Source organism: Amantichitinum ursilacus (genome assembly GCF_001294205.1).
Lineage (GTDB): Bacteria > Pseudomonadota > Gammaproteobacteria > Burkholderiales > Chitinibacteraceae > Amantichitinum > Amantichitinum ursilacus.
This window is the reverse complement of sequence record NZ_LAQT01000002.1, coordinates 436,837-458,298: the sequence shown is the minus strand read 5'-3', so window position 1 is coordinate 458,298 and position 21,462 is coordinate 436,837. Positions and strand designations below refer to the sequence as shown.

Genomic DNA, 21,462 nt, shown 5'->3' with positions numbered 1-21,462 from the left:
TGTACGGCAAAAAACGCTTAGAACTTGTAGTTGACCTGCATGCCAAGGATGTTGGCGTTGCTGTCAAAGTCAGCCACGGTGGTGGTGCCGCTGCCCGTACATGCCGGCAACAGACAACCTTCGTTGTTGTTCATGTGCGCGTCCTGGATCTTCACGTAGGTGTAGGCCAGATCGAGCGACAGCTGCGGCGTAAACATGTAGTTCAGGCCCAGCGAGAACCACGTGCGGTTGTTGTCCGGCAAGGCGGCCAGGCGGTATTCCGAGCTCGGCACCGGGCTTTGGTCGTACGCAATACCGGCGCGCAGTTGCAGCGGCTGGCTGTACTGGTAAGTGGTCCCCACCGAGAAGCGGTTGGTGTTCTTCCAGTTCTGCACGATCACGGCGTTGGGCAGGCTGTTGGAGAAATCCAGTTGCAGCTCGTCAAACTTGCTGTGCCAGGTGTGCGTCCAGTCGGCCATCACCGCCCATTGCGGCGTTACTTGCTTGAAGAAGTTGATCGACGCGGTATCGGGCGTATCCACAGCCACCGTGCCGGAGCTGTTGGTAAACGCCGAGAACGCGCCAGACAACTGGTTCTGCAACGCCTGGTTCAGGATGGTGCCGGCGGTGCCCAGATTGCTCAGGCCCGGAATGGTGATGCTGTTGGGGTTGTACCAGTTGGCGTCGCCCGACAGGTTGTGCTTGATGTGGCTGCGATAGGCCGCGCCAAAGCGCAGGGTTTCGTCCACGTCGTACATCACGCCCACGTTCCAGCCAAAGCCCCAATCGGTGCCTTGATATTTCATTTCGCTGTCGTCAGCGGGGTTGCCTTGCATCGACGCGATGGCCGACGGCAACGACGCCTGCAGCTGCGCCGCTTGCGCCGTGGTCAGCTGGCCATTAACCACCAGTTGCGTCACCAGATTGGTCAGCGCAGCCTGGCCGGCGGTGCTGGACAACTCGGTTTGCAGCTCTTGCGCCGCCAGCGAGCCAAAGTCCGCTTTCTTGTTGAACTTGGCGTCCATGTATTGCGCGGTGATGCCGAAACCGATCGATAGATGATCGTTGACCTTGTACGCAAACGCCGGGTTGAACGCGTAGGTGCGCATGTCCAGCTTGGTCGAGTTGTAACGCCCGATCCAGCCTTCGTCGTAGCTCACCGCATCGCCAAACGGAATAAAGAAGCCGATACCGCCGTACACCTGGTCGTTGAACTGATGGGTGTAATACAGCTGCGGCACTTCGACGATCGAGGTGGCGCGGCCACCGTCGTTGCCGCTGACGGATGCGCCGCCTGCGGTGGTGGCGCTGATGTTGGACGGGCTGACGCTCGGGTCAAGAATAACCAGTGCGCCCGAAAAGTTGTCCCCTTTCAGGTGGGTCATGCCGGCCGGGTTGTAGAACAACACCGACGCGTCTTTGGCTTCTGCGCCGTTGGAGTTGGCAACAGATTGCGAGCTGACGCTTTGCACGCCAAACGAATAACCGGAAGCCAGAGCATGGCCAGATACAAACACCAGAGTGCTTGCACCGACCAAGCGCAGTGCGCTGGCGATTTTCTTCATCGTACTCTCCTTCAAACGCGGCTTTTGCCGCAGCTTTTTTGGATGCCCGCCGTGGGAAGCGGGCTTTCATCGGGGGCCTTTGTGGCCCTCAGTTTTTCCGTAGAACGCGTAGCAGGTTTACACCCAGGTACACACGTCAGCTGGATTTTTTATGCCGATCGACCGGGCGGCAAGCCACCCGGCACAAATACAACGCTTGCTTGACAGCGCCAACACCCGTTAAAGCACGTAGGCGCGGTCTTCCACTTTCACAAATCCCGCCGCGTTTTAGCAACGCAGTCGATATCTGTTGGCACCGCTTCATGCAGAGTAGATGAAGATTTTGAAGCGGCCCGCTACTACCACTGCAACTGCTGATTCCGGTAATACGTATTCTTGCTTGCGATCAGACCGGCGCGCCCGGCACTTCGGCCAGTACGGCTTCCGGCGTGCTCGGTTTTGGCGCCACCGGGGCCGCCGGGGCGCTGTGGCCCAGGATGACGCGGGTGGTTACGCCCAGATCGGGGTTTTCCAGATTGCCGTCGAAATCGTCGACCATGATCACCTGGCGTTTCAGTTGGCGAGCGCGGGTAACGGCGGCGTGTTCTTCTTTGCTGATCAAGCCCTTGGCCACGGCGTCGTCGAGACGATCCATCGCGGTCAGACCCACATTCTTGCCATCGCGCTGGGCTTTACGCAGCTTGTGTTCCAACCCTTCGGTAGCGATGACGGCCTTCAGCGCATGGTCCAGCACGCCAATCGGATCGCTTTCGTCGGTGGAGCGATACATGTATTCAACCAGGCGATCTCGGGTTGCGGTCGGTTCCATCAGCAGCTTGGCCACCTTGGTGCCCACATAATCCGCCGGTGCGCGCAGCGACATGCCCAGCGGGAACACCAATCGACGCATCAGCCAACCCAGCAGCGGGCTCGGGTGATTGCTGAGGAAGCCATCCAGCGCCATCTGGCAGTCGTACAGCGCGGTTTGCACCGACCATTGCAGCAGCGGCAGATCTTCTTCCGGCATGCCATCGTCGTGATATTTCTTCAGCACGGCGGTGGCGATATACAGATTGGACAGCGCATCACCCAGGCGCGCCGACAGCTTTTCCTTGAATTTGAGGCTGCCGCCCAGGCTGGCCATGCCCATATCCGCAGCAAAGGCAAAGGCCGAAGACATGCGCGTGACTTGCTTGTAATACACCGCGGTCTTGCCCGATTTGGGGCTGCCGACAAAGGCCGCGCCGGTCAGGCCCATCACCAGTGCACGCACGGCGTTGGAGACGGTAAAGCCGATATGACCAATCACTGCGCTATCAAACGCCGCGCCGTCGTTGTTCATAGCCGAACGCATTTCGGTCAGCACATACGGATGGCAACGGATTGCGCCCTGACCAAAGATGATCATCGAACGCGTGAGGATGTTGGCGCCTTCCACCGTAATTGCCACCGGAATCGCTTGATAACCGTGTGCCAGATAGTTGTTGGGGCCAATACACACGGCTTTGCCGGCGTGCACGTCCATGGCGTCGTTCAGCACCTTACGCATGCGTTCGGTGTTGTGATATTTGAGAATGCCCGACAGCACCGACGGCTTTTCGCCTATATCAAGGCCAGTCAGCGCCAGGCGTTGTGCCGCGTCCATCTGATAGGCATAGCCACCGATGCGCGCAATCGCTTCATCCACGCCTTCGAACTTGCCGATGGCCAGACCAAACTGGTTGCGGATGCGGGCATAAGCGCCCGTGGTAAAGGCGGCCAGTTTGCCCGACGCCACCGACATGGCTGGCAACGAGATGCAACGGCCCACCGACAGACATTCCACCAGCATGCGCCAGCCCTGGCCCACGTAGTCTTTACCGCCAATCACCCATTCCATCGGGATAAACACGTTGTTACCCCAGTTCGGACCATTCTGGAACACCGAAGTGGCCGGGTAATGACGACGGCCGATTTCCACGCCTTCGTGTTCGGTCGGGATCAGCGCGCAGGTAATGCCGATGTCTTTTTTGCCACCGAGCAAACCGTCCGGGTCATACAGCTTGAATGCCAGACCGAGGATGGTCGCGATCGGGCCCAGCGTGATGTAACGCTTTTCCCAGCTGACGCGGATACCCAGCACGTTTTCGTGCCGCTCGCCGGTGCGCGGATCAGTATACGAACCGCGCGTCACCACGCCGTAGTCAGGGATACCACCGGCATCCGAACCCGCTTCCGGGCTGGTCAGCGCAAAGCAGGGAATCTCCACGCCCTTGGCCAGACGCGGCAGGTAGTAGTTCTTTTGTTGTTCAGTGCCGTAGTGCTGCAGCAATTCGCCCGGTCCAAGCGAGTTGGGCACCATCACCGTCACCGCGGCCGAGCCGCTGCGAGTAGCAATCTTGGTGACGACGCGAGCATGGGCGTAGTTGGAGAATTCCTTACCGCCATACTCTTTCTTGATGATCATCCCCAGGAAACCCTGATCCTTGATGAACTGCCACACGTGCTGTTCCAGGTCTTTGGTTTCGTGGGTGATTTTCCAGTCGTCCAGCATCTTGCACAGCTGTTCGGTGGGGCCATCAATAAACGCCTGTTCTTCGGCCGTCAGTTGCGGGGCCGGAAAGTTATGCAGGCGCGCGTAATCGGGCTTGCCCGAGAACAGATCGCGATCCCACCACACCGTGCCGGCATCCACCGCTTCTTGCTCGGTCTGCGACATCGGCGGGGTGATCTTCTTGAATACGCCAAACAGCGGATTGGTAATCAGGGCGCGACGCAGCGGCTTCAGGTTAAGCACCGCCAGCACGACCACCACCACACCCAGCCACACCGGGCTGGCACCGCGCGCAAGCACTGCAAACGCCGTACCCAACAACACCAGCAACGAACTGAACCACAACGGGGCGCGTACATACGCCACCGCCAGGAAGGCGACCAGCACAATGGCCACACTGATGAGCGCTGTCATTTTTGTAGACTCCTTTACGAATTCTGATCAACCAGCTCTGGCATCGCGGCTTGCGCGTCCAGGCCAGCCACAACAAACGGCACCAGCATGCGCGCCACCATTTGCGGATCGCGGGCATTGACGATGGGGTGCGCCATAAACAGCCGCAGTACATTGGTGCCGGCAAACGCGTTGAACATGGCGTTGGCCAGAAAGTGAAAGCGCCAGTGCACTTCGGCTTCGGACAAATGCGGCAGCGATTTGACCAGCGCGCTGATGTAACGCCGGGTCAGTTCGCTATAACGGCGCGGCATGCTTTCTTTCAGCACCGGGTGCGGCTCGACAAACGTCCGCGCCAGCAAGCGCACAAAGATCAGCCCGCCCAGACTGGCTTCCTGGCCCAGTTCGATGGCGGCGGCCACAAAGGCTTCCACCACCTGTTTGGCGCTGGGATTGGCGTACTGGCGTTCCAACTGGTCCAGATGGCCCAGAAACAAACGCGCAAACGGCTCAGCCCGGCGTTCGAAGACGGCTTTGAACAACCCGTCTTTCGAGCCGAAGTAATAATTGACGGCGGCGATGTTAACGCCGGCGGCTTGGGTAATCAGGCGCATCGAGGTGGCATCAAAGCCGTGCTCAACGAACAACAGTTCGGCGGCATCCAGAATGCGGGTCGAGGTTTCGACCGCCTTGGCGGACTCTCCCATACGTGCTCCAGTGGTGTAGCGTCGTGTTCGATATTTCAAACGAGTGTTTGAAAATTAGCGAGTCCTTTGACGCTTGTCAATATTTACAACAAGAAAAAGGGGGTGAGGGCTTTCCCGTACCCGCGCCACCGCAGCATTAACGTGCAGCGACACGGCCATGCGGCTTGCGGGCGGGCGGCGCGCAGTGGCAGGAAAGAGACAAAGCCCAGCAGGAATGCGGGCTGGCACTGTGACGGTGCATGATCGACCGCGCCATCGGGGGATTCCGGATTTGCGGGTCTGCGGCGGCGCAAATCCGGGCAGCGTTTTAAACACCACGCGCGGCGCGGGGCAGCGGTAGCACGATGTGGATTGCAATAATTGCGTAGTACAACAATGGCGACAACGTAATCCGCGTCAGCCCTGTGGCGGCCGGATGGGCGCCCATCGCGCATCTCGCTCTAGTTCTCTTTAAGGTCGCCATCCACATACAGCCAGCGCCCATCGGCATTGCGGCTAAACGAACTGGTCTCATGCAGTTTCCAGGCGCGGCCGTTGATCTTGTAGCGCGCCACAAACTCCACCGACGCCAGATCGCCATCTTCCGAAGCGTTGCACACTTCCAGCGATTGCCAGTTGACGTTGCCGTCGGCCGCCAGATCCAGCGAGCTGGGCCGCGTTTGCGGGTGCCAGGTGGCCAACAGATAATCTTCCAGCTTCAGCACATAGGCGGTATAGCGCGAGCGCATCAGTGCTTCGGCCGTGGGCGCGGGCACGCCGCCATGGAAGATCGCGCAGCACGCGGTATAAGCAAGATTGCTGCCACAGGGGCATTTAAGCGGGGCCGAACTGGCTTTGGACATCTACTTCTGTTTCCGTAATGGTTCGCTAGATAATTTCGGCGCAATGCGGGCTGCACATGCGCCGCCTGTCACACGGCTTTCGCTTCAGGTAGACTCGCAGCTTAGTTAAATCAACCGCTTACGTCATGCCCTTTCCCCTGCCCCGCGCCGCCATCTTTGATATGGACGGTTTGATGCTCGACACCGAGCGCATTGCCATCGAATGCTGGACCAAGGCCGCAGCGCAACTGCATTTGCCGCTGGAACAACACGTGCCGTACGGCATGGTGGGCATGCATATGAGCAAGGTCAAAGCCTATCTGCAGACGCAACTGGCCGACGATGCGCCCATTGACGCCCTGATTGCCGCCACCCACGAACATTACCTGCAGCGCACCCAATCAGCCATTCCGCATCGCCCCGGTGTGCTGGAATTGCTGCAGTGGCTGCGCCAGCAAGGTCTGCCCTGCGCGGTGGCCACCTCCACCAAACGCCAGTTGGCCGAGCACCACCTACAACTGGCTGGCTTGTGGGACTTCTTTGCCTTTGCCGTGTGCGGTGACGATATCGAACACCCCAAGCCCGCACCCGATATCTATCTGAAGGCCGTAGGCCAGTTGGGCCTGCAAGCCGCCGAATGCGTGGTGTTTGAAGACTCCATCGTTGGCGTGCGCGCCGCCCACAGCGCCGGTTGCCGCGTGATCATGGTGCCCGATATGAGCACGCCAGACGCCGCCACGCTGGCGCTGGAGATTCCGATTCTGCAATCGCTGACGCAGGCGCAAGCGCATGTGCAGCAATGGCTGGCGGATTACGCCAGATAAAATCATCACCGGAGACGCGATGACCACCCGCAAACGCTGGATCAGACATTTGCAGCAGCAGATCGAACAGATCGATGCCGCACAACAGCGCGCGCGGCACAGTGAAGGCGTCGAAGAGCTGCATCAGCTGCGCGTGCAATTGCGCAGTGTGCGGATCCAGTTATTACCGGTGGCCCGACACGGCAAGCTGCATGCCGCGCGCGCGGCGTTATCGCTGATGAGCGATGCCAGCAATGTATTGCGTGATCGCGACGTGATGCTGGAGCTGGTGGCGGACTGGCCCGCGCCGTATGCGCAAGAAGCGCGGCAGCTGATTGAAGGCCGCGCGCCCGATTTACGCACGGCGCGCACAGCGCTGTTGCCGTCCGGTTGGGCCGCCCAGATGGGTACGTTGCCGCAGGTATTGCGCCACGAGGTGCCGCCCGGTGCGGCGCTACAACGCAAAATCCGCCAGACCGCGCGCAAGTACCGCCGTCAGGCGCGCGCTGAATTGCACGCGCTGGCGCCGCACTGTGCGCCCGAGTTATGGCATCGCACGCGCATCACGCTCAAGAAAGTCCGCTATCTGCATGAAGCGTTGGGCGACTGGTTGCCGCGCCGCTGGCAAGGTCTGAGCAAACAGGCCAAACCGGCGCAGGACGCGTTGGGTTATCTGCATGATCTGGATGTACTGCAACAGCACTATGGCGCGTCGTTTTCCGCGGCGCTGAATGGCTATTGGCAAAGCCAGCGCGCTGCAGCGTTGGCCGATGCCGAAATGGCCGCGACTCGCGTTTTGCGCGCTTTGCATGGCGGCAAGCCCGGCAAGGCATTGCGGGAGGATCTGGCATGAGCAGCGATTATCAACGCGCCGTCGCCCTGGCCGCGCTGGCCGATGATCAGGCCTTGCTGGTCGAACTGATCGGTGTGTTTCTGGCCGATGTGCCGATGCGCGTGGCAACGCTGCAAGCCGCCGCCGAAGCGGGCGACCTGGCCACGGTGGCGCATCAGGCGCATGCGCTGAAAGGCGAATGCGGCACGCTGGCGGCCACGGTCACCGTCGGACACTTGCGCGCGCTGGAAATGGCCGCCCGCGCGGGCGATACCCGTGCGGTGGCGGAAGCATGGACCGACGCCATCGGCAGCGTGCACGCGCTGCTGAACGACCTAAAAGCCGAATACGACACGCTGGCGTGAAGCTTTGTCATAGGGTGGGTCAAGACCCACCACACAGAGCCGCATGCCATTGCGCCGAGCTTGGCATACCACTTTGGGCGGTGGGCCTTGACCCACCCTATATCCCGAACTTCTGCACTATTTTCGGCCCGAGTTTGACGCGCGCTTTGTCGTAATCCGCCCATGGGTTGTGTTTCATTGCGGCCAACCGTTCCGGCACGTTGTGGATGGTCCAGAAACTGGCGCTGGCCAGTGTGGGCAGTTCGTCCCACGCAATCGGCGTAGCCACCCCGGCCTGATCGCGCGCGCGGGTGGAATACGCGGCCACCGCCGTTGCGCCGCGGGCATTGCGCAGATAGTCGATAAAGATTTTGCCGTTGCGTTTGGCTTTGCTCATGGTGGCGATAAACCGGTCCGGCAATTGCTGCGCCAGATGCGTCGCCACTGCTTTGCTGAATGCCTTGACGGTATCCCAATCAGCGCCCGGTTTAAGCGGCACTTCCACATGCAAGCCTTTGCCGCCGGTGGTTTTAAGGAATACGCCCAAGCCCGCTTCCTGCAACAAACCGCGCAGCAACTGTGCCGCCTCCACCACCTGCTGCCAGCTCACATCGGGCGCCGGGTCCAGATCAAAGATCATGCGGTCTGGCTGTTCCAGCGCACGTTGCGTCGCGCCCCAGGTATGTAGCTCCAGCACGCCCGACTGCACCAGCTGGATAACCGCGCGCACGTCGTTGGCCAGCATATAGGTGGCGCTACCGCTTTCGTCCTTGATTTCCACCGGCTGCACGCCCTCGGGCATGGTGTCGGTTAAATGCTTCTGGAAAAAGCACGCATGCGCCGCGCCTTGCGGGCAACGCACCAGCGTGAGCGGCCGGTCTTTCAGTTGTGGCACCAACCAGTCGGCCACTTGTTCGTAATAACGTGCCAGATCCACCTTGGTGTCGCCGGTGCCCGGAAACACAATGCGCGTGGGATGGCTGATGCGCACGCCGCCTACTTCGGCGTCTTCGGTGCTGCGTTTGGGCTTGGGCGCGGTGGTCTCGGCTTTGGCTTCGGCGTTGCGACTGCGGGTCTTGCCCGGTTTCGCAACTGGCGCATCGGCGGCAATGGCCACTTCCGGCACCACCTGCTGCGCCGGCTTGTCTTTGCGCAGCCCAAGGAAAGCCGCCTGCCGCAGCCGCTTTTCCTCGGTCCATTCGGCAAAGCGGATTTCGGCCACTTGCTCCGGCCGCACCCAGTGCACATGCGCGCGTTCGCGCGGCGGCACGTCTTCTACAAATGGCGAGGTTTTCTGCTCCGCCTCGGCCAGCGTCTTGCCCAGGCTTTGCAGCGTGGCGTCATCAAAGCCAGTACCAACGCGGCCGGCGTAGTGCAGCTTGCCGTCATCGCCATAGGTGCCCAGCAACAGCGCACCAAAGCCCAGCCGGCTGCCGGCCGGATTGGTATAGCCGCCAATCACGAATTCCTGGCGTTGCTGGCATTTCAGTTTCAGCCAGTCGCGGTTGCGCTTTTCCTGATAAACCGAATCCACGCGCTTGAACATCAAGCCTTCCAACCCGTGGTGGCAAGCGTGGGTAAACGCGTCGCCGAGATCCGTTTGCAGATGGTCGCTAAAGCGCAAATCCGAGCTTTCGGGCAAGTCTTTCAGCAGCCTGGCCAGTTTCTTTTTCCGCTGCACCAAAGGCTGCAAACGCAAGTCGGCATTATTTAAAAACGGGATATCAAACAGGTAATACACCAATCGCGCTGCCGTTTTCGGGGGCGGATCAGCAAAGGCATTCTGCAGCGCCTGAAAGCTCATGCTGCCATCGGCCTGCACCGCCACCACTTCGCCATCCAGCCAGCCATTCTGCAGATTCAGCGCCGCCAGTTGCGCGGGCAGATTGCCCATGCGCTGGGTCCAGTCTTTGCCATTGCGGCTGAACATCTGCACCTGGCCGTCTTCGATGTGGGTCAGCATGCGGTAGCCATCAAACTTGATTTCGGCCAGCCAGGCTTCGGTATCACCCGGCACGCTGTTCACCAGCGTGGCCAGTTGCGGTTCCAGTAATTCGGGCAGCGTGGATTTGCGCTTAGCTTTGCGCGCGGTCGGCTTGGCCTTTGCGGCGGGCGCTGCGTCGTCTTCGGGCGAGACCACGCGCGCTTTGGGCTGATTGGTTTTGGTGAGCTGCGAGCGCTTGGGCGGTGGGCCGTCAATCTCATCAATCTGGCGGCCGCTGATTACGCTTTGCGTGAGCTTGGCGGTCACTTCGGCGGTTTTGCCCGCCGCAGCGGTGGCATCGTGGCCTTTTACCAGCAGCCAGTTGTCCGCGTCTTCGGGCTCATCCGGGCGATGATGCATGCGCACCAGCGCCCATTCGCCTTGCAGCTTTTCGCCTTCGAGCTTGAAGCGCAAATGACCTTTCTGATAACCGCGTTGCGGATCGTCCAGCGGTTGCCACACGCCGCGATCCCACACCATCACCTTGCCCGCGCCGTACTGATGCGGCGGGATAATGCCTTCAAAGTCGCCATAGGCCAGCGGATGGTCTTCCACATGCACGGCCAGGCGTTTAACGGTGGGATCAAGGCTCGGGCCCTTGGGCACGGCCCAGCTTTTGAACACGCCATCGAGTTCCAGGCGGAAGTCATAGTGCAGGCGCGTGGCATCGTGTTTCTGGATTACGTAATGCAAAACCGCGCCCGAGCGACCGGCTTTGCCGCCGGGCTCGGACGTTATGTTGAAATCGCGTTTGGCGCGATAGCGAGTGAGGCTCATGGCAGTCTCCTGCGCGCTTAGGCCGCTTTGCGTTTAGTGCTGGCAGTGGCGGTTTTGCGCTGGGTGGCTGGTTGGGCGGTGGCTTTAGGTTTACTGGCTGCGCGTGCTGCCGTGGCGGCGGGTTTAACCGCGGGCTTGGCAGCCGGTTTGGCCGCTGGCTTGGCCGCGGGCTTGGCGGCAGGTTTCGCCGCCGGTTTGGCCGTCGCGGTGGCTATCTTTTTGCTGGCCGGGCGGGCGGCGCTGACGCGTGTGGCCGCCTTGGCGCCGGTTTTAGCCGCCGTCGCGCTGGCTTTGGCGGGCGCTTTGGCAGTGCGCGTGGCTTTGCGTTGCGGTGCGGCCTGCTCGGCCTGGTCTTCATCTGCATCGTCGTTATCAGCCACATCGGCTTCAGCGCGCTTGAGCTTGCCGGCTTTGCCTTTGGCGGCGGGCAGACTCTTTTTCAGCAAGGCCATCAGATCCAGCACATTGGCTGAACCCGGCACCGGCTGGTCTTCGTCTTCCATCGGCGCGTTAACGGTGTGCGTTTGCCGCGCCTTGATTTTGCGATCGATCAGTTTGAGCAGGTCTTCGCGATACTGGTCGTGGTACTGGTCCGGGTGCCAGTCATCCGACATCCCTTCCACCAGTTGCACCGCCATATCGACTTCCTTGCTGCTCAAGCCCGGCTTCACCGCGGTTTGCGGCAGGCCCAATTCGTCCACATCCTTGATTTCTTCGGGATAACGCAACGTATTGAGCACCAGCGCATCGCCCACGGCCGCAACCACGGCCAGATGTTGCTTTACGCGGATCACAATCTGCGCCACGCCCACCTTGCCGGATTTTTTCAGCGCTTCGCGCAACAAGCCGTACACCTTTTCGCCACGTTTGCCGGGCGACAGGTAATACGGCTTTTCAAAATAAACCGGATCAATTTCGTCCTGATCGACAAACGCCAGCAGATCGATCGTCTGCGTAGCTTTGACGTTGGCGTGTTTAAAGTCTTCGTCGCCCAGCGCCACGTATTCACCCGGCTGATATTCGTAGCCTTTGATGATGTCGGCCCAGGTCACTTCTTTGCCGGTCGTTTTATTGACGCGCTTGTAGCCCACTTTGGAGAAGTCGCGTTTGTCCAGCAACGTAAGATCGAGCTCATCCGGCGATTCGGCCGAATTGAGAGAAACGGGAATAAAGATCAGCCCGAAGCTGATCGCGCCTGACCACAGTGCGCGTGCCATGGTGGGTCTCCTGCCATTGAACGCTTAGCGTGCCGCGCTGCCGCAGCAACCGCTATCAGCCAGCCGCCATGCCGTGGTCTCACAAACGCGCCGCAACATGCAGGTTCAATCCCTACGTGTTTGTAAGAAGCAAAAGTTTCAGCGCGTACACATCGCTGCGCCTTACGGATGCTGGGGGCGGATTCCTACGTGCTTATCCGGTGGCTACCGCCTCAGAGGGCGGGCTGTCTGGCGTTATGGTGGTAGCCATTGTTTGCGGCGGGAGCGCCATCATGGACAAGGATCTACGACCTGACCGCGGTCAGTTTGGCCAGTTAACACCGCTGGATGTGGCGTTGCAGGAGCAAGAGCTGCCGCGCCGCTGGGCGCAAACTGATCTGGCCGTCGAGCTGCTGGCCGATGGCTTGCGGCTGGACGACATCGTGCGCCGTCTGCGCGATGTGTTCATGCCGGGCACGCTTAAAGATGAAGTCCAGATGTTGTCTGCGCACGATACGGCCTTGCGCCGGTTTGAATCGTTACGCTACCAGGCCGAGCGCGGCGGGCTGACTGCCGCTCAACGCGAGGAACTGGCGGCTTATGCACAGACGGCTAGTCTGGAAGAACGCAACGAAATCTCAGCCGCACTGGCCGGGGCGCCCACGGGTAGCCCGGACAGCCGCATCGGCTGAACTGACTGCCAACCACCAAGGAGCTGGATATGACGACACCGAACATCGATTTTGACCGCATCCGCAATCAACTCGACGCGTGGGAAATCGAAATCAATCGCCAGTTGCACGACCCGTCCCCGGACGAGTTCCAGCAAGAAATGCGCCGCCGTCACGGCCCGCAGATTGCAATCTGGATTGATGAACTGGAACAGAAGCGCGACACGCTGCAAGTGCGTGGCGGCCAGCCGCAACCCGCGCCGGAAGACCAGCTGTCGCCGCCGAATCTAAAAGACCCGGGCGATGCGGTGGCCGTGGCGGATATCTATTCCACCATTGGTTATTTGCGTAGCCAGATTGGGGTGCATTAAGGCGTACGGTGCGCGGATGATGTGGGAAGGCCCCGAATGGGGCCGGGGCTTTGGGCCCCAAACTGTGCGTTGCCCTCCGGGTAACGCACCCTACGGTTGATCCGCCACCGCCGCGCATAGGGTGGGTCGAGACCCACCATCCAAGGCCAGTGACAAAAACGCAAACATATGCGTTCTTCTCCACGCCTTTGGATGGTGGGTCTAGACCCACCCTATGCGTTTGTGGATTACGGATGCGTCATGTCGATGGGGACGACCCATTCATCAAACTGCGCTTCGGTGAGGTGCCCCAGCGCCAGCGCTGATTGCTTCAGCGTCAGGCCTTCGTGGTGCGCCTTCTTGGCAATCTGGGCCGCTTTGTCATAACCGATATGGCGGTTGAGCGCGGTCACCAGCATCAGGTTCTTGTCCAGATTGGCGGCAATGACGTCCAGATCCGGCTCGATGCCCACGGCGCAGTGGTCGTTAAACGCCAGCATCGCATCGCTTAGCAACTCGATACTCTCCAGCACGTTGTGCACCATCACCGGCTTGTACACATTCAGCTGGAAATTGCCCTGGCTGCCCGCAAACGCCACCGCCGCATCGTTGCCAAACACCTGCACGCACACCATGGTCAGCGCTTCGCACTGGGTGGGATTCACCTTGCCCGGCATGATGGATGAGCCTGGTTCGTTTTCGGGTATACGCAATTCGCCGATGCCGCAGCGCGGGCCGCTGGCCAGCCAGCGCACGTCGTTGGCCAGCTTCATCAGTCCCCCCGCCAATGTGCGCAGCGCCGCTGAGGTTTGCACCAGCGCATCGTGCGCTGACAGCGCAAAAAACTTGTCGGGCGCGGCACGGAACGGGTGGCCGGTCAGCTCGGCAATGTGGCTTGCAGCGGTGTCGCCAAACTGCGGGTGCGCGTTAAGACCGGTGCCCACCGCCGTGCCACCAATGGCCAGATCATAAAGACCGGGCAATGCGGTTTTCACGCCATGTAGATTGAAATCCAGTTGCGCCACCCACGCGCCAATTTCCTGCCCCAAGGTGACGGGCGTAGCGTCTTGCAAATGCGTGCGCCCGGTTTTGACGATATGCGCGTAAGCCGCGGATTTATCGGCCAGCGTGCCGCGCAAGGTGGCGATGGCGGGCAACAAGCGGCGATGGATTTCTTCCACCACCGCAATATGCATCGCCGTTGGAAACGTATCGTTGGAAGACTGGCCCCGATTGACATGGTCATTGGGGTGCACCGGGGTTTTGCTGCCGAGCGTGCCACCGGCCAGTTCAATGCCGCGGTTGGAGATCACCTCATTGGCGTTCATGTTGGATTGCGTGCCCGAGCCCGTCTGAAACACCACCAACGGAAAATGCTCGTCCAGTTGGCCATCAATCACTTCATCCGCCGCCTGCACCACCCATTGCGCAACTTCGGCGGCCAGTTCGCCCAACTCGGCATTGGCTTGCGCCGCCGCTTTCTTCAGTACGCCCAAAGCGCGGATCACTGGCCGTTGCCAGCGAAAGCGCGTTACCCCAATCGGAAAATTGCCCACCGAGCGCTGCGTTTGCGCGCCCCAGTAGCGATCCGACGCGACGGCAATCGCGCCCATCGAATCGGTTTCTTGTCGCGTTGCGGTCATGCCGGTCTCCGTGTTCGGGTTGTCAGATCAGATCAAAGCAGCAATCCATCATCAGTCAGTGGGCAGGCGCGCAGGTTCAACGTTCTTGCAGATGCAATTGGCGGCGCCATTTTTTGGTGGGGCGACCTTTGATTTGGGGATGGTCGAAGGTGGGTTCCATTGATTTCTGTAGCGCGGCTTCTTCGCGCTTGGCCACGCTATCGGCGGTTTCGGCATACAAAGCGCGCGCCACTTCGGCCGGGCCGCGCTTGTCCGATACGCCCAGCACTTCGACTTCAAACAAGCCGTGATCGGTGCGGATTTTAAGCATGTCGCCCGTTTTTACATCGCGCGCTGGCTTGGGCCGCGCGCCGTTCAGATCCACATGGCCCGCCACCACGGCATCGCTGGCCAGCGAGCGCGTTTTAAAAAAGCGCGCCGCCCACAGCCATTTATCGATACGCACTTTGTGATCATCTTGCGAATATGCGGCCTGCTTCATTGCGTGGTTTCCGTCCGGGTTGTTACTGCGACAAGATCATCGAGCGCGATGAGCGTTGCCGCACAAAATTTTCATAATCCTTGTGCCGCAACGCCATTTCGTTGGGCGGCACCCAGGCTTCCAGCGCCTGCAGATAACTGGGCTGTGCTGCGATTTTCTGCATGGCCGCATCGATATCGACAATTACCTTGCGGCCCCAATCATTTTTGCTGCACGCCACATGCGAGCCTAAAAACGGCGGCGCGTTCTTGATGGGCACCGACACCAGATCGGCCGGGGCCTGGCCCTTGCTTTGTTGGTAGACCAGTACTTGCGGGTATTCCAGCGTGTAATCAAGCCGCCCCATCTGCATCATGCGAAACAGATTGCTGGATTGGCTCACCACCGCCATCGGCTTCATATTGCGGTTGGACGGGCTGCGCAGCAGCGTGTCGATCTCGTCGCCAAACGAGCGCGCGGCCGGATAATTGCCCAGCAAGCTGCGATCCTGAAACAGCTGCGCCAGATCAACGCCATCGCGCCATTGCGGATGCGCGCGCAAGGTGTCCTGGCGCAATACCACCTGTACCGGCGGTGCGATGCCCGCGGCCGTCATCACGCTATAGGCCAGGCGGTCGGCATTGGCCAGCGACGAGGCATAGCAAAGGTGCGTGCCATTGCGCAGTTCGGCAAAGATGCGGCCGGGCACCATGTTCACCATGCGATGTTCGTATTGCGGCAACGAGTGCTGCAGCAGTTTAACCAGCCGGTCGCCGGTGCCGTCGTTGAGCTGCGCCACCTGAACAGCATCGGGGTTTTGCAGGATGTAGACCGGCGCCCAGTCAAACACGGCCCAGGTAATGCGTTCTTTGGCCTGCGCCGACGGCAACGGCAACCACAGCAACAGCGCGCACAACGCGCGTTTGCCCGACATGGTCAGGACCCCGGCGCGCGCGCGCGCAAAGTGGACACAACAGTCATGGGACGGCACGTTCTCTTATTGATATTAATGGGTTGAGCTTACATCAGCGCATTGTACCTTGACGCCAGGCGGTTAAGCGTAAGGCAGCACTTGCCGGACGGCCGTAGAAGCTGATACAACACGTGTTCGCCCTGCCCGGCCCTGCTGGCGCGATCCGCCCGCATGGCCCATCCCGCGATCCACCCTTCGCATACCGGGGCGACGGCCACCAAGACACAATCCTGTCTTTGCGGCCAGGCTGTCCTCACCCGGCTGGCAGCGCCGCGTTGCGCTTGTTGCGCAACCTTTTTGATATCCACGTCTGCGCCCCCCCTTTTTTGATAGCGGGCCGGACTGCAAGCAAGCTGCCCCCATGACTACGACGACTACTGCCTCTACCGCGCTGCCCTGGTCGGCCGCGCATCGCCCGCTTAACCGCCGCGATATCCAGACCCTGACGCTGTCCGCATTGGGCGGCGCACTCGAATTTTACGACTTTGTTGTATTTGTCTTTTTTGCGGCCGTGATTGGCGGGCTATTTTTTCCGGCCGCCATGCCCGACTGGCTGAAGCTGCTGCAAACCTTCGGCATCTTTGCCGCAGGCTATCTGGCGCGCCCGCTGGGCGGCATCATCATTGCCCACTTTGGCGACAAGCTGGGCCGCAAGCGCATGTTTACGCTGTCGATTTTCATGATGGCGCTGCCCACGTTGTTTATGGGTCTGCTGCCCACCTACGCCACGCTGGGCGTGATGGCGCCGATTTTGCTGCTGATTTTGCGCGTGCTGCAGGGCGCGGCGATCGGTGGCGAAGTACCGGGCGCCTGGGTGTTTGTCTCTGAGCACGTGCCGCCGACGCGCACCGGCCTGGCGGTGGGATCGCTGACCGCGGGGCTGACCTTTGGCATTTTGCTGGGCGCGCTGATTGCCACCGTGATCAACACGCATTTCTCCAAAGCCGATATCGCCGATTACGCGTGGCGTATCCCGTTTATTCTCGGCGGCGTATTTGGCCTTGTGGCGGTGTATCTGCGCCGCTTTCTGGAAGAAACGCCGATCTTTAAAGAACTGCATCAGCGCAAAGAACTGTCGCGTGATCTGCCGCTGGGCCAGATCGTTAAAAAACACGTTGGGGGCACTATCCAGGCCATGTTGCTGACCTGGGTATTGTCGGCGGCGATTGTGGTGGTGATTCTGTTTACGCCCACGTGGCTGCAAAAAGTGCATGGCATCGCGCCCGCACTGTCGCTGCAAGCCAACAGCCTGGCCACTTTGTGCCTGACCGTGGGCTGCGTCGTGTTTGGCATGGCGGCGGACAAATTTGGCGGCCGCATCACACTGGCAGTGGGTAGCCTGGGGCTGCTGATGACCAGCTATATGTTCTATTTCAGCCTGCCCGCCGCGCCAGCCACGCTGATGGTTAATTACGCGCTGGCGGGTTTCTTTGTGGGCGTGGTCGGCGTGGTGCCGTACCTGATCGTGCGTGCCTACCCGGCTGCGATCCGCTTTAGCGGCGTGTCGTTTAGCTATAACGTCGCTTATGCGATTTTTGGCGGCCTGACGCCGGTGGCACTGACGTGGTGGATGAAGCAAGACGCGCAAGCGCCCGCGCATTATGTCGGCGCGCTGTGCTTGCTGGGCCTGGTACTGGCGCTGGCGCCGCAACCCCGTCGCCACTGAGCAGCCATCGGGTGGGGCTCGACGGCACCGTGCGGGCCCACCCGGTGCCCTTATTGAGTAGCGCTGTCCGCCAGTTTGCGCAAAACGCGCGATGCCGCCACAAAACCAAAGGTGCCGGTCACCACGGTGACCGCGCCAAAGCCACCTTCGCAATCCAGTCGCACCGGGCTATCGCCCACCGCCGGTTTGGTGGCGCACACGCTGCCATCGGTTTGCGGATACGCCAGCGGCTCGGTCGAATACACGCATTCCACGCCAAACTTCTTGCCCGGTTTGGCAAAGCCATAATCCTTGCGCAGGATATTGCGCACTTTGGCCGCCAGCGGGTCTTGCGTGGTGCGCGACAAATCATCCACCTTGATCTGCGTCGGATCGGTCTGGCCGCCCGCGCCGCCCGTGGTAATCAGCGGAATCTTGCGACGACGGCACCAGTTGATGATGGCCGCCTTGGTCTTCACGCTATCAATCGCATCGACCACATAGTCATAACCGCGGCCCAACATCTCTTCCAGATTGTCGGTGGTGACAAAGTCTTCAATCTGATGAACCACGCATTCCGGGTTGATGGCCAGAATGCGCTCGGCGGTCGCCTCGACCTTCATACGGCCAAACTGGCCCGCCAAAGCCGGCAACTGGCGGTTGGTGTTGGACACGCAGATATCGTCCAGATCAATCAAAGTAATCTGGCCGATACCTGAACGCGCCAACGCCTCCGCCACCCACGAACCGACGCCACCAATCCCGATCACGCACACATGCGCCTGGCCAAACCGCGCCAATGCCGCCGTGCCATACAAACGCGCAATGCCGCCAAAACGGCGATCGTAACTGGTATCCATAGCGGTCGATTCCGGGGTTAGCAGGAAATGGCGGTGCGCCGCAGCACACCGCGCGGTGGCGGGCGCAGCTTAGATCTGTTCAGCCCACAGATCGTGTTCGTCGGCATCGGTGATGCGGACTTTCACGAAATCACCCACTTTCACATCGGCGCTGGGATCGAAATAAACAAGGCCGTCAATCTCGGGCGCATCGGCGTACGAACGCGCCACAGCGCCTTCTTCGTCGATCTCATCAACCAGCACCGTCATTTCGCGACCCACACGCGCTTGCAAGCGCGCTGCCGAAATCGCCGCCTGCTTTTCCATAAAGCGCTGCTTGCGCTCTTCCGCCACGTCCGCCGGCACATGGTCCGGCAGATCGTTGGCGGTGGCGCCTTCCACCGGCGAATAGGTAAAACAGCCCACGCGATCGAGTTGCGCTTCGTCGAGGAAATCGAGCAATTCCTGGAATTCGGCTTCGGTCTCACCGGGGAAACCAACAATAAACGTCGAGCGAATCACCAGATCCGGGCAAATCTCGCGCCAGGCCTTGATGCGCGCCAGCACATTGGCCGAGCTGGCCGGACGCTTCATCAATTTAAGAATGCGTTGGCTGGCGTGCTGGAACGGAATATCCAGATACGGCAACACCTTGCCTTCGGCCATCAGCGGGATGATTTCATCAACGTGCGGATACGGATAAACGTAATGCAGACGCGTCCACACACCCAGCTTGCCCAGCTCCACCGCCAGCTCGGTCATGCGGGTTTTAACCGGACGGCCTTCGTGGAAACCGGTCTTGTATTTGACGTCAACGCCATAGGCGCTGGTGTCTTGCGAAATCACCAGCAATTCTTTAACGCCCGACTTGACCAGGTTTTCCGCCTCGCGCAGCACTTCGTGCACCGGACGGCTGACCAGATCACCACGCATCGACGGGATGATGCAGAACGTGCAGCGATGATTACAGCCTTCCGAAATCTTGACGTAGGCGTAATGCTTGGGGGTCAGTTTGATACCGGCGGCAGGCACCAGATCCACAAACGGATCATGCGGCTTGGGCAGATGCGTGTGGATTTGCGTCATCACTTCGTCTTTGGCATGCGGACCGGTCACGGCCAGCACTTTGGGATGCACGCCACGAATCAGATCGCCATCACCCTTCGCGCCCAGACAGCCCGTAACGATAACCTTGCCGTTTTCCGCCAGCGCCTCGCCAATCGCATCCAGCGATTCCTGCACCGCCGAATCGATAAAACCACAGGTGTTGACCACAACCATGTCGGCATCGTCATACGAGGCCGAGATCAGATAACCCTCTGCGCGCAGCTGGGTCAGAATCTGTTCGGAATCAACCAATGCCTTGGGGCAGCCTAGCGAGACAAAACCAACTTTTGGGGCGTTCATGAATACTCTCCAGCAGGGCTGTAGCTGGAGGCCACGACCCGAATTCGCAAAACAAAACGCGCGAGTATACAGGTATTTACGTTTCTTCGACCCTCGGCGGGCTGCCGGTGGCTGCGCCGCGCGTCTGGTTGATTACGCCGGGCGCTGGAGATAGAGCTGGCGGGAGCATGGGCTGGAGAAGGGCCTGCACGGCTGCTACCTTTTCGTAATTGGAAGAACTGTATCGGCTGCCTCGTGGTTGCATCCAGGCCAACCGAGTCAACATAACGCGGCTTGCCGCCTCCAATGTCCACCGGGTAATCAATCCTTGGGAGCAAACCAGCCTGCTCCAGCTCGGCCGCCCGGTTGATCAACTCTGCAGCAGCGCTAGCGTCGCCCCACGCTTCTGCCTGTATTGCTCACCGACGCATGGATGCAATTTGGGGATATTGATATCGCGCTCAGCAAAGATTCCTTCCAACTTTGCAGAACCATTCTTCATGGCGAATTCAGTTTCTCGCTTCGAAATGGGCGCACCCAAAAGCAAAGCAAAAAATGGGCATCCTGATGATCACAGCGCACAAACTCTTTTGATAATTTCAAACGCTAAATATTCATATATGCTAGCCGGTTCGCTATCAGAGGAAACGTATTGAATCCTCTTAATATAATATGCTCTTCCGGCTTTTTCAGCCGCTAGCTCTACGCCCTTTCTAACGTTGAATGCTATTTCTTCCGGGTTTAATCGGATATCAGGATTTTCGTCACCATTCAACGCGTCAATGGTTGCCGGCGTCGCTAATGGATAATCGGAAAGCTCCAAGCCAAGCAGATTGTGCTTGGGCCCAACGATCCTCACTATCTTGTAAAGTGGCGCTTCATTAATAAATTGCATTTTCTCCTTCCCTTCAATATCGCGACGTAATTTGTCTGCAGCGGCATGCGCACCTATTTTATTTGGGCCATTCTTGCGCATATACCACGCCTCTGCCTGATTAACTGCTTATCGATTGCAGTGTGCGTTCCTTCGGCTAAGCCAAGCCACGAACCAGCCAAATCCATAGTTCATTCAGGCATTCATCCTGTTTGCCATTGGTGTTGCGATCGGGCCATATGGAATTTACAAAATGGCCGCAGCGTCAGCAGCCTGAAGCTCGCTCAGGGGCTGAGTCCTTTCAAATCCATGTGGGCTTCTGATAACTGCCCGCCCTCTCCCAATCACACCACATGCAGACTCCCTCCCATCTGCTCATGCCCGCTGCCACAAAACACATCGCATAAAAACGGCACCTCCCCCGCTGGCAGCGCGGGTAGTTTCAGGCGTGCGATCTGGCCGGGGATGATATCGGTGCGCAGGTGCAGGCTAGGTAAGGCGAAGCCCATCAAAACATCGGTGACAGTCAGTTCGATAATGGCGGGCTGGTTGGCGGCGATTTCCAGTGTCTCGGGCGTATAGGTAAAGCGGCGGGCAGCGATGCGGTAGACCTTGGGCGCGGGCGTTTCGGCCCACGCGCCGTTAAAGCCGTAACCGATCAGCACCAGGCCCGCGGCACGGGTCAGCAATTGGCGGCGGGTAAGCATG

19 protein-coding genes are annotated in these 21,462 nt (G+C 59.8%); 6 read left to right on the top strand and 13 right to left on the bottom strand.

Going from position 1 to position 21,462, the window contains the following annotated elements; genetic code table 11:
• Nucleotides 1-17: 17 nt before the first annotated feature.
• The 4 genes from WG78_RS04400 to WG78_RS04385 form a co-directional block, all read right to left on the bottom strand.
• Nucleotides 18-1,544 (bottom strand): OmpP1/FadL family transporter, encoded by a 1,527-nt coding sequence (locus tag WG78_RS04400; protein WP_053936558.1) that lies wholly within the window; start codon nt 1,542-1,544, stop codon nt 18-20.
• A 385-nt stretch (nt 1,545-1,929) separates the two neighbouring features.
• Nucleotides 1,930-4,470, bottom strand: coding sequence for an acyl-CoA dehydrogenase (locus WG78_RS04395; protein ID WP_083458759.1), 2,541 nt, complete (start codon nt 4,468-4,470; stop codon nt 1,930-1,932).
• Between the two features lie 14 nt (nt 4,471-4,484).
• Nucleotides 4,485-5,156: a TetR/AcrR family transcriptional regulator gene (locus WG78_RS04390; RefSeq protein ID WP_053936557.1), complete on the bottom strand. Its 672-nt coding sequence runs from the start codon at nt 5,154-5,156 to the stop codon at nt 4,485-4,487.
• Between the two features lie 440 nt (nt 5,157-5,596).
• Nucleotides 5,597-5,998, bottom strand: a complete 402-nt coding sequence (locus tag WG78_RS04385; RefSeq protein WP_053936556.1) for a YchJ family protein — start codon at nt 5,996-5,998, stop codon at nt 5,597-5,599.
• A 125-nt stretch (nt 5,999-6,123) separates the two neighbouring features.
• On the opposite strand from WG78_RS04385, the gene WG78_RS04380 reads away from it, so the two are divergent.
• From WG78_RS04380 to WG78_RS04370, 3 genes are read left to right on the top strand one after another with little or no spacing between them, the layout of a single operon-like run.
• On the top strand, nt 6,124-6,801 hold the full coding sequence (locus tag WG78_RS04380; protein ID WP_053936555.1) for an HAD family hydrolase: 678 nt from the start codon (nt 6,124-6,126) through the stop codon (nt 6,799-6,801).
• 19 nt (nt 6,802-6,820) lie between these two features.
• Nucleotides 6,821-7,633, top strand: coding sequence for a CHAD domain-containing protein (locus WG78_RS04375; RefSeq protein WP_161805067.1), 813 nt, complete (start codon nt 6,821-6,823; stop codon nt 7,631-7,633).
• Nucleotides 7,630-7,977: an Hpt domain-containing protein gene (locus WG78_RS04370; RefSeq protein WP_053936553.1), complete on the top strand. Its 348-nt coding sequence runs from the start codon at nt 7,630-7,632 to the stop codon at nt 7,975-7,977. Before WG78_RS04375 ends, WG78_RS04370 begins: the two co-directional genes overlap by 4 nt.
• A gap of 97 nt (nt 7,978-8,074) precedes the next feature.
• Here WG78_RS04370 and ligD read toward each other — a convergent pair whose 3' ends face one another.
• A complete protein-coding gene (gene ligD / locus WG78_RS04365; protein WP_053936552.1) occupies nt 8,075-10,717 on the bottom strand; it encodes a DNA ligase D in 2,643 nt (880 codons plus the stop codon).
• A gap of 17 nt (nt 10,718-10,734) precedes the next feature.
• Nucleotides 10,735-11,934 (bottom strand): non-homologous end joining protein Ku, encoded by a 1,200-nt coding sequence (ku, locus tag WG78_RS04360; protein ID WP_083458758.1) that lies wholly within the window; start codon nt 11,932-11,934, stop codon nt 10,735-10,737.
• 272 nt (nt 11,935-12,206) lie between these two features.
• Here ku and WG78_RS04355 point away from each other — a divergent pair, with 272 nt between their 5' ends.
• Nucleotides 12,207-12,605 (top strand): hypothetical protein, encoded by a 399-nt coding sequence (locus WG78_RS04355; protein ID WP_053936551.1) that lies wholly within the window; start codon nt 12,207-12,209, stop codon nt 12,603-12,605.
• 29 nt (nt 12,606-12,634) lie between these two features.
• Nucleotides 12,635-12,955, top strand: a complete 321-nt coding sequence (locus WG78_RS04350) for a hypothetical protein (RefSeq protein ID WP_053936550.1) — start codon at nt 12,635-12,637, stop codon at nt 12,953-12,955.
• Between the two features lie 227 nt (nt 12,956-13,182).
• On the opposite strand, the gene fumC is transcribed toward WG78_RS04350, so the two are convergent.
• The 3 genes from fumC to WG78_RS04335 form a co-directional block, all read right to left on the bottom strand.
• Nucleotides 13,183-14,577, bottom strand: a complete 1,395-nt coding sequence (gene fumC, locus WG78_RS04345) for a class II fumarate hydratase (protein WP_053936549.1) — start codon at nt 14,575-14,577, stop codon at nt 13,183-13,185.
• 76 nt (nt 14,578-14,653) lie between these two features.
• Nucleotides 14,654-15,058 (bottom strand): RNA-binding S4 domain-containing protein, encoded by a 405-nt coding sequence (locus tag WG78_RS04340; RefSeq protein ID WP_053936548.1) that lies wholly within the window; start codon nt 15,056-15,058, stop codon nt 14,654-14,656.
• 22 nt (nt 15,059-15,080) lie between these two features.
• Complete coding sequence (locus WG78_RS04335; protein WP_053936547.1) at nt 15,081-15,971, bottom strand: TIGR02285 family protein; 891 nt, start codon at nt 15,969-15,971, stop codon at nt 15,081-15,083.
• 400 nt (nt 15,972-16,371) lie between these two features.
• Here WG78_RS04335 and WG78_RS04330 point away from each other — a divergent pair, with 400 nt between their 5' ends.
• Complete coding sequence (locus tag WG78_RS04330; protein WP_053936546.1) at nt 16,372-17,676, top strand: MFS transporter; 1,305 nt, start codon at nt 16,372-16,374, stop codon at nt 17,674-17,676.
• Nucleotides 17,677-17,726: 50 nt separating this feature from the next.
• On the opposite strand, the gene tcdA is transcribed toward WG78_RS04330, so the two are convergent.
• The 4 genes from tcdA to WG78_RS04310 all read right to left on the bottom strand — a co-directional run bounded on the left by tcdA (nt 17,727) and on the right by WG78_RS04310 (nt 21,461).
• Nucleotides 17,727-18,515: a tRNA cyclic N6-threonylcarbamoyladenosine(37) synthase TcdA gene (gene tcdA, locus WG78_RS04325; protein WP_053936545.1), complete on the bottom strand. Its 789-nt coding sequence runs from the start codon at nt 18,513-18,515 to the stop codon at nt 17,727-17,729.
• Nucleotides 18,516-18,584: 69 nt separating this feature from the next.
• Entirely contained in the window at nt 18,585-19,901 is a 1,317-nt protein-coding gene (gene rimO / locus WG78_RS04320) for a 30S ribosomal protein S12 methylthiotransferase RimO (RefSeq protein ID WP_053936544.1), read from the bottom strand.
• A 550-nt stretch (nt 19,902-20,451) separates the two neighbouring features.
• Nucleotides 20,452-20,856 (bottom strand): hypothetical protein, encoded by a 405-nt coding sequence (locus WG78_RS04315; RefSeq protein ID WP_053936543.1) that lies wholly within the window; start codon nt 20,854-20,856, stop codon nt 20,452-20,454.
• 242 nt (nt 20,857-21,098) lie between these two features.
• A complete protein-coding gene (locus tag WG78_RS04310; protein WP_053936542.1) occupies nt 21,099-21,461 on the bottom strand; it encodes a cupredoxin domain-containing protein in 363 nt (120 codons plus the stop codon).
• Nucleotide 21,462: the final 1 nt, after the last annotated feature.

Bases quoted from the DNA above. Each gene is read 5' to 3' on its own strand.
- ligD (WP_053936552.1), bottom strand. From the start codon at position 10,717: ATGAGCCTCACTCGCTATCGCGCCAAACGCGATTTCAACATAACGTCC.
- WG78_RS04350 (WP_053936550.1), top strand. From the start codon at position 12,635: ATGACGACACCGAACATCGATTTTGACCGCATCCGCAATCAACTCGAC.
- WG78_RS04370 (WP_053936553.1), top strand. From the start codon at position 7,630: ATGAGCAGCGATTATCAACGCGCCGTCGCCCTGGCCGCGCTGGCCGAT.
- rimO (WP_053936544.1), bottom strand. From the start codon at position 19,901: ATGAACGCCCCAAAAGTTGGTTTTGTCTCGCTAGGCTGCCCCAAGGCA.
- WG78_RS04380 (WP_053936555.1), top strand. From the start codon at position 6,124: ATGCCCTTTCCCCTGCCCCGCGCCGCCATCTTTGATATGGACGGTTTG.
- WG78_RS04340 (WP_053936548.1), bottom strand. From the start codon at position 15,058: ATGAAGCAGGCCGCATATTCGCAAGATGATCACAAAGTGCGTATCGAT.
- WG78_RS04400 (WP_053936558.1), bottom strand. From the start codon at position 1,544: ATGAAGAAAATCGCCAGCGCACTGCGCTTGGTCGGTGCAAGCACTCTG.
- WG78_RS04355 (WP_053936551.1), top strand. From the start codon at position 12,207: ATGGACAAGGATCTACGACCTGACCGCGGTCAGTTTGGCCAGTTAACA.
- WG78_RS04315 (WP_053936543.1), bottom strand. From the start codon at position 20,856: ATGCGCAAGAATGGCCCAAATAAAATAGGTGCGCATGCCGCTGCAGAC.
- fumC (WP_053936549.1), bottom strand. From the start codon at position 14,577: ATGACCGCAACGCGACAAGAAACCGATTCGATGGGCGCGATTGCCGTC.
- tcdA (WP_053936545.1), bottom strand. From the start codon at position 18,515: ATGGATACCAGTTACGATCGCCGTTTTGGCGGCATTGCGCGTTTGTAT.
- WG78_RS04310 (WP_053936542.1), bottom strand. From the start codon at position 21,461: ATGCTTACCCGCCGCCAATTGCTGACCCGTGCCGCGGGCCTGGTGCTG.
- WG78_RS04385 (WP_053936556.1), bottom strand. From the start codon at position 5,998: ATGTCCAAAGCCAGTTCGGCCCCGCTTAAATGCCCCTGTGGCAGCAAT.
- WG78_RS04395 (WP_083458759.1), bottom strand. From the start codon at position 4,470: ATGACAGCGCTCATCAGTGTGGCCATTGTGCTGGTCGCCTTCCTGGCG.
- WG78_RS04390 (WP_053936557.1), bottom strand. From the start codon at position 5,156: ATGGGAGAGTCCGCCAAGGCGGTCGAAACCTCGACCCGCATTCTGGAT.
- WG78_RS04375 (WP_161805067.1), top strand. From the start codon at position 6,821: ATGACCACCCGCAAACGCTGGATCAGACATTTGCAGCAGCAGATCGAA.
- WG78_RS04330 (WP_053936546.1), top strand. From the start codon at position 16,372: ATGACTACGACGACTACTGCCTCTACCGCGCTGCCCTGGTCGGCCGCG.
- WG78_RS04335 (WP_053936547.1), bottom strand. From the start codon at position 15,971: ATGTCGGGCAAACGCGCGTTGTGCGCGCTGTTGCTGTGGTTGCCGTTG.
- ku (WP_083458758.1), bottom strand. From the start codon at position 11,934: ATGGCACGCGCACTGTGGTCAGGCGCGATCAGCTTCGGGCTGATCTTT.